General features: G+C 51.0%; 2 tRNA genes and 3 rRNA genes. All 5 read left to right on the forward strand.

The window, feature by feature from the left end:
- Nucleotides 1-435: 435 nt before the first annotated feature.
- The 5 genes from GDH07_RS32145 (at nt 436) to rrf (ending at nt 5,621) form a co-directional block, all read left to right on the forward strand.
- Nucleotides 436-1,972: ribosomal RNA gene (locus tag GDH07_RS32145) — 16S ribosomal RNA — on the forward strand.
- A gap of 123 nt (nt 1,973-2,095) precedes the next feature.
- Nucleotides 2,096-2,172 (forward strand) — tRNA-Ile (locus tag GDH07_RS32150).
- A 10-nt stretch (nt 2,173-2,182) separates the two neighbouring features.
- A tRNA-Ala gene (locus tag GDH07_RS32155) sits at nt 2,183-2,258 on the forward strand.
- Nucleotides 2,259-2,473: 215 nt separating this feature from the next.
- A 23S ribosomal RNA gene (locus tag GDH07_RS32160) occupies nt 2,474-5,365 on the forward strand.
- Nucleotides 5,366-5,505: 140 nt separating this feature from the next.
- A 5S ribosomal RNA gene (rrf, locus tag GDH07_RS32165) occupies nt 5,506-5,621 on the forward strand.
- The 16S, 23S and 5S rRNA genes sit together here with 2 tRNA genes alongside, the layout of an rRNA operon.
- Nucleotides 5,622-5,668: the final 47 nt, after the last annotated feature.

A 5,668-nucleotide genomic window follows, 5' to 3' on the forward strand; every position in this document is an offset into this window, starting at 1 on the left:
TCACGCTTCAGTTCATCGAAGTCCGAAAGGAGCTGATAAGGCAGCGAAAGTGGCCTTGTTAGCGTTTCGATCCTCTCGATCGAAAGCGGTTAAAAAGAGGTGTTGACAGCAGCGTGTAACGCTGTAGAATTCGCCTCCCGCTAACGAGAGATCGAAAGCGCAAGTGGTTGAAGTTACAAAGGAAACTTTGAAAACTTCTTAAAAAAATCACTTGACAGCAAATGAGGCTGCTGTAGAATGCGCGCCTCGGTTGAGACGAAAGATCTTAACCAACCGCTCTTTAACAACTGAATCAAGCAATTCGTGTGGGTGCTTGTGTAGTCAGACTGATAGTCAAAAAGATTATCAGCATCACGAGTGACCATGCGAGAAATCACATAGTCATTTGAGATTGCTGAGCCAAGTTTAGGGTTTCTTAAAAACCCAAGCAGTATTGAACTGAAGAGTTTGATCATGGCTCAGATTGAACGCTGGCGGCAGGCCTAACACATGCAAGTCGAGCGGATGAAGTGAGCTTGCTCACGGATTTAGCGGCGGACGGGTGAGTAATGCCTAGGAATCTGCCTGGTAGTGGGGGATAACGTTTCGAAAGGGACGCTAATACCGCATACGTCCTACGGGAGAAAGCAGGGGACCTTCGGGCCTTGCGCTATCAGATGAGCCTAGGTCGGATTAGCTAGTTGGTGAGGTAATGGCTCACCAAGGCGACGATCCGTAACTGGTCTGAGAGGATGATCAGTCACACTGGAACTGAGACACGGTCCAGACTCCTACGGGAGGCAGCAGTGGGGAATATTGGACAATGGGCGAAAGCCTGATCCAGCCATGCCGCGTGTGTGAAGAAGGTCTTCGGATTGTAAAGCACTTTAAGTTGGGAGGAAGGGCAGTAAGCTAATATCTTGCTGTTTTGACGTTACCGACAGAATAAGCACCGGCTAACTCTGTGCCAGCAGCCGCGGTAATACAGAGGGTGCAAGCGTTAATCGGAATTACTGGGCGTAAAGCGCGCGTAGGTGGTTTGTTAAGTTGGATGTGAAAGCCCCGGGCTCAACCTGGGAACTGCATCCAAAACTGGCAAGCTAGAGTATGGTAGAGGGTGGTGGAATTTCCTGTGTAGCGGTGAAATGCGTAGATATAGGAAGGAACACCAGTGGCGAAGGCGACCACCTGGACTGATACTGACACTGAGGTGCGAAAGCGTGGGGAGCAAACAGGATTAGATACCCTGGTAGTCCACGCCGTAAACGATGTCAACTAGCCGTTGGGGTCCTTGAGACTTTAGTGGCGCAGCTAACGCATTAAGTTGACCGCCTGGGGAGTACGGCCGCAAGGTTAAAACTCAAATGAATTGACGGGGGCCCGCACAAGCGGTGGAGCATGTGGTTTAATTCGAAGCAACGCGAAGAACCTTACCAGGCCTTGACATGCAGAGAACTTTCCAGAGATGGATTGGTGCCTTCGGGAACTCTGACACAGGTGCTGCATGGCTGTCGTCAGCTCGTGTCGTGAGATGTTGGGTTAAGTCCCGTAACGAGCGCAACCCTTGTCCTTAGTTACCAGCACGTTATGGTGGGCACTCTAAGGAGACTGCCGGTGACAAACCGGAGGAAGGTGGGGATGACGTCAAGTCATCATGGCCCTTACGGCCTGGGCTACACACGTGCTACAATGGTCGGTACAGAGGGTTGCCAAGCCGCGAGGTGGAGCTAATCCCACAAAACCGATCGTAGTCCGGATCGCAGTCTGCAACTCGACTGCGTGAAGTCGGAATCGCTAGTAATCGCGAATCAGAATGTCGCGGTGAATACGTTCCCGGGCCTTGTACACACCGCCCGTCACACCATGGGAGTGGGTTGCACCAGAAGTAGCTAGTCTAACCTTCGGGAGGACGGTTACCACGGTGTGATTCATGACTGGGGTGAAGTCGTAACAAGGTAGCCGTAGGGGAACCTGCGGCTGGATCACCTCCTTAATCGACGACATCAGCTGCTTCATAAGCTCCCACACGAATTGCTTGATTCATTGAAGAAGACGATAGAAGCAGCTTTAAGCTCCAAGCTGATAGCTCCAAGCTAACAGTTACAAGCTCGAAATTGGGTCTGTAGCTCAGTTGGTTAGAGCGCACCCCTGATAAGGGTGAGGTCGGCAGTTCGAATCTGCCCAGACCCACCAATTTTGTTATGGGGCCATAGCTCAGCTGGGAGAGCGCCTGCCTTGCACGCAGGAGGTCAGCGGTTCGATCCCGCTTGGCTCCACCATAAACTGCTTCTGAAAGCTTAGAAATGAGCATTCAAATCGAATGTTGATTTCTAGTCTTTTGATTAGATCGTTCTTTAAAAATTTGGGTATGTGATAGAAAGATAGACTGAACACTACTTTCACTGGTAGTGGATCAGGCTAAGGTAAAGTTTGTGAATTCAAACTTTCGGCGAATGTCGTCTTCACAGTATAACCAGATTGCTTGGGGTTATATGGTCAAGTGAAGAAGCGCATACGGTGGATGCCTTGGCAGTCAGAGGCGATGAAAGACGTGGTAGCCTGCGATAAGCTTCGGGGAGTCGGCAAACAGACTTTGATCCGGAGATCTCTGAATGGGGGAACCCAACCATCATAAGATGGTTATCTTGCACTGAATACATAGGTGCAAGAGGCGAACCAGGGGAACTGAAACATCTAAGTACCCTGAGGAAAAGAAATCAACCGAGATTCCCTTAGTAGTGGCGAGCGAACGGGGACTAGCCCTTAAGCTTCTTTGATTTTAGCGGAACGCTCTGGAAAGTGCGGCCATAGTGGGTGATAGCCCTGTACGCGAAAGGATCTTAGAAGTGAAATCGAGTAGGACGGGGCACGAGAAACCTTGTCTGAATATGGGGGGACCATCCTCCAAGGCTAAATACTACTGACTGACCGATAGTGAACTAGTACCGTGAGGGAAAGGCGAAAAGAACCCCGGAGAGGGGAGTGAAATAGATCCTGAAACCGTATGCGTACAAGCAGTGGGAGCAGACTTTGTTCTGTGACTGCGTACCTTTTGTATAATGGGTCAGCGACTTATATTCAGTGGCAAGCTTAACCGAATAGGGGAGGCGTAGCGAAAGCGAGTCTTAATAGGGCGTTTAGTCGCTGGGTATAGACCCGAAACCGGGCGATCTATCCATGGGCAGGTTGAAGGTTAGGTAACACTGACTGGAGGACCGAACCGACTACCGTTGAAAAGTTAGCGGATGACCTGTGGATCGGAGTGAAAGGCTAATCAAGCTCGGAGATAGCTGGTTCTCCTCGAAAGCTATTTAGGTAGCGCCTCATGTATCACTCTAGGGGGTAGAGCACTGTTTCGGCTAGGGGGTCATCCCGACTTACCAAACCGATGCAAACTCCGAATACCTAGAAGTGCCGAGCATGGGAGACACACGGCGGGTGCTAACGTCCGTCGTGAAAAGGGAAACAACCCAGACCGTCAGCTAAGGTCCCAAAGTTATGGTTAAGTGGGAAACGATGTGGGAAGGCTTAGACAGCTAGGAGGTTGGCTTAGAAGCAGCCATCCTTTAAAGAAAGCGTAATAGCTCACTAGTCGAGTCGGCCTGCGCGGAAGATGTAACGGGGCTCAAACCATACACCGAAGCTACGGGTATCACGTAAGTGATGCGGTAGAGGAGCGTTCTGTAAGCCTGTGAAGGTGAGTTGAGAAGCTTGCTGGAGGTATCAGAAGTGCGAATGCTGACATGAGTAACGACAATGCGAGTGAAAAACTCGCACGCCGAAAGACCAAGGTTTCCTGCGCAACGTTAATCGACGCAGGGTTAGTCGGTCCCTAAGGCGAGGCTGAAAAGCGTAGTCGATGGAAAACAGGTTAATATTCCTGTACTTCTGGTTATTGCGATGGAGGGACGGAGAAGGCTAGGCCAGCTTGGCGTTGGTTGTCCAAGTTTAAGGTGGTAGGCTGAAATCTTAGGAAAATCCGGGATTTCAAGGCCGAGAGCTGATGACGAGTTACCTTTTAGGTGACGAAGTGGTTGATGCCATGCTTCCAAGAAAAGCTTCTAAGCTTCAGATAACCAGGAACCGTACCCCAAACCGACACAGGTGGTTAGGTAGAGAATACCAAGGCGCTTGAGAGAACTCGGGTGAAGGAACTAGGCAAAATGGCACCGTAACTTCGGGAGAAGGTGCGCCGGTGAGGGTGAAGGACTTGCTCCGTAAGCCCATGCCGGTCGAAGATACCAGGCCGCTGCGACTGTTTATTAAAAACACAGCACTCTGCAAACACGAAAGTGGACGTATAGGGTGTGACGCCTGCCCGGTGCCGGAAGGTTAATTGATGGGGTTAGCGCAAGCGAAGCTCTTGATCGAAGCCCCGGTAAACGGCGGCCGTAACTATAACGGTCCTAAGGTAGCGAAATTCCTTGTCGGGTAAGTTCCGACCTGCACGAATGGCGTAACGATGGCGGCGCTGTCTCCACCCGAGACTCAGTGAAATTGAAATCGCTGTGAAGATGCAGTGTATCCGCGGCTAGACGGAAAGACCCCGTGAACCTTTACTATAGCTTTGCACTGGACTTTGAGCTTGCTTGTGTAGGATAGGTGGGAGGCTTTGAAGTGGGGACGCCAGTTCTCATGGAGCCATCCTTGAAATACCACCCTGGCAACCTTGAGGTTCTAACTCAGGTCCGTTATCCGGATCGAGGACAGTGTATGGTGGGTAGTTTGACTGGGGCGGTCTCCTCCTAAAGAGTAACGGAGGAGTACGAAGGTGCGCTCAGACCGGTCGGAAATCGGTCGCAGAGTATAAAGGCAAAAGCGCGCTTGACTGCGAGACAAACACGTCGAGCAGGTACGAAAGTAGGTCTTAGTGATCCGGTGGTTCTGTATGGAAGGGCCATCGCTCAACGGATAAAAGGTACTCCGGGGATAACAGGCTGATACCGCCCAAGAGTTCATATCGACGGCGGTGTTTGGCACCTCGATGTCGGCTCATCACATCCTGGGGCTGAAGCCGGTCCCAAGGGTATGGCTGTTCGCCATTTAAAGTGGTACGCGAGCTGGGTTTAGAACGTCGTGAGACAGTTCGGTCCCTATCTGCCGTGGACGTTTGAGATTTGAGAGGGGCTGCTCCTAGTACGAGAGGACCGGAGTGGACGAACCTCTGGTGTTCCGGTTGTCACGCCAGTGGCATTGCCGGGTAGCTATGTTCGGAAAAGATAACCGCTGAAAGCATCTAAGCGGGAAACTTGCCTCAAGATGAGATCTCACTGGGATCTTGAATCCCCTAAAGGGCCGTCGAAGACTACGACGTTGATAGGTTGGGTGTGTAAGCGCTGTGAGGCGTTGAGCTAACCAATACTAATTGCCCGTGAGGCTTGACCATATAACACCCAAGCAATTTGCGAACTCGACAGAGACCAGATTGCGGTGTGTGAAGATGACCAACCGAAAGTTTGACACACAAACCTATTGCATACCCATTCGCTGGAACGTTGCCCAAACAACGGCTCAGCTACAGAATTTCTTGACGACCATAGAGCATTGGAACCACCTGATCCCATCCCGAACTCAGCAGTGAAACGATGCATCGCCGATGGTAGTGTGGGGTTTCCCCATGTGAGAGTAGGTCATCGTCAAGATTAAATTCCGAAACCCCAATTGCGAAAGCAGTTGGGGTTTTGTCTTT

Origin of the sequence: Pseudomonas piscis, from assembly GCF_009380155.1 — a bacterium.
GTDB classification, from domain to species: domain Bacteria; phylum Pseudomonadota; class Gammaproteobacteria; order Pseudomonadales; family Pseudomonadaceae; genus Aquipseudomonas; species Aquipseudomonas piscis.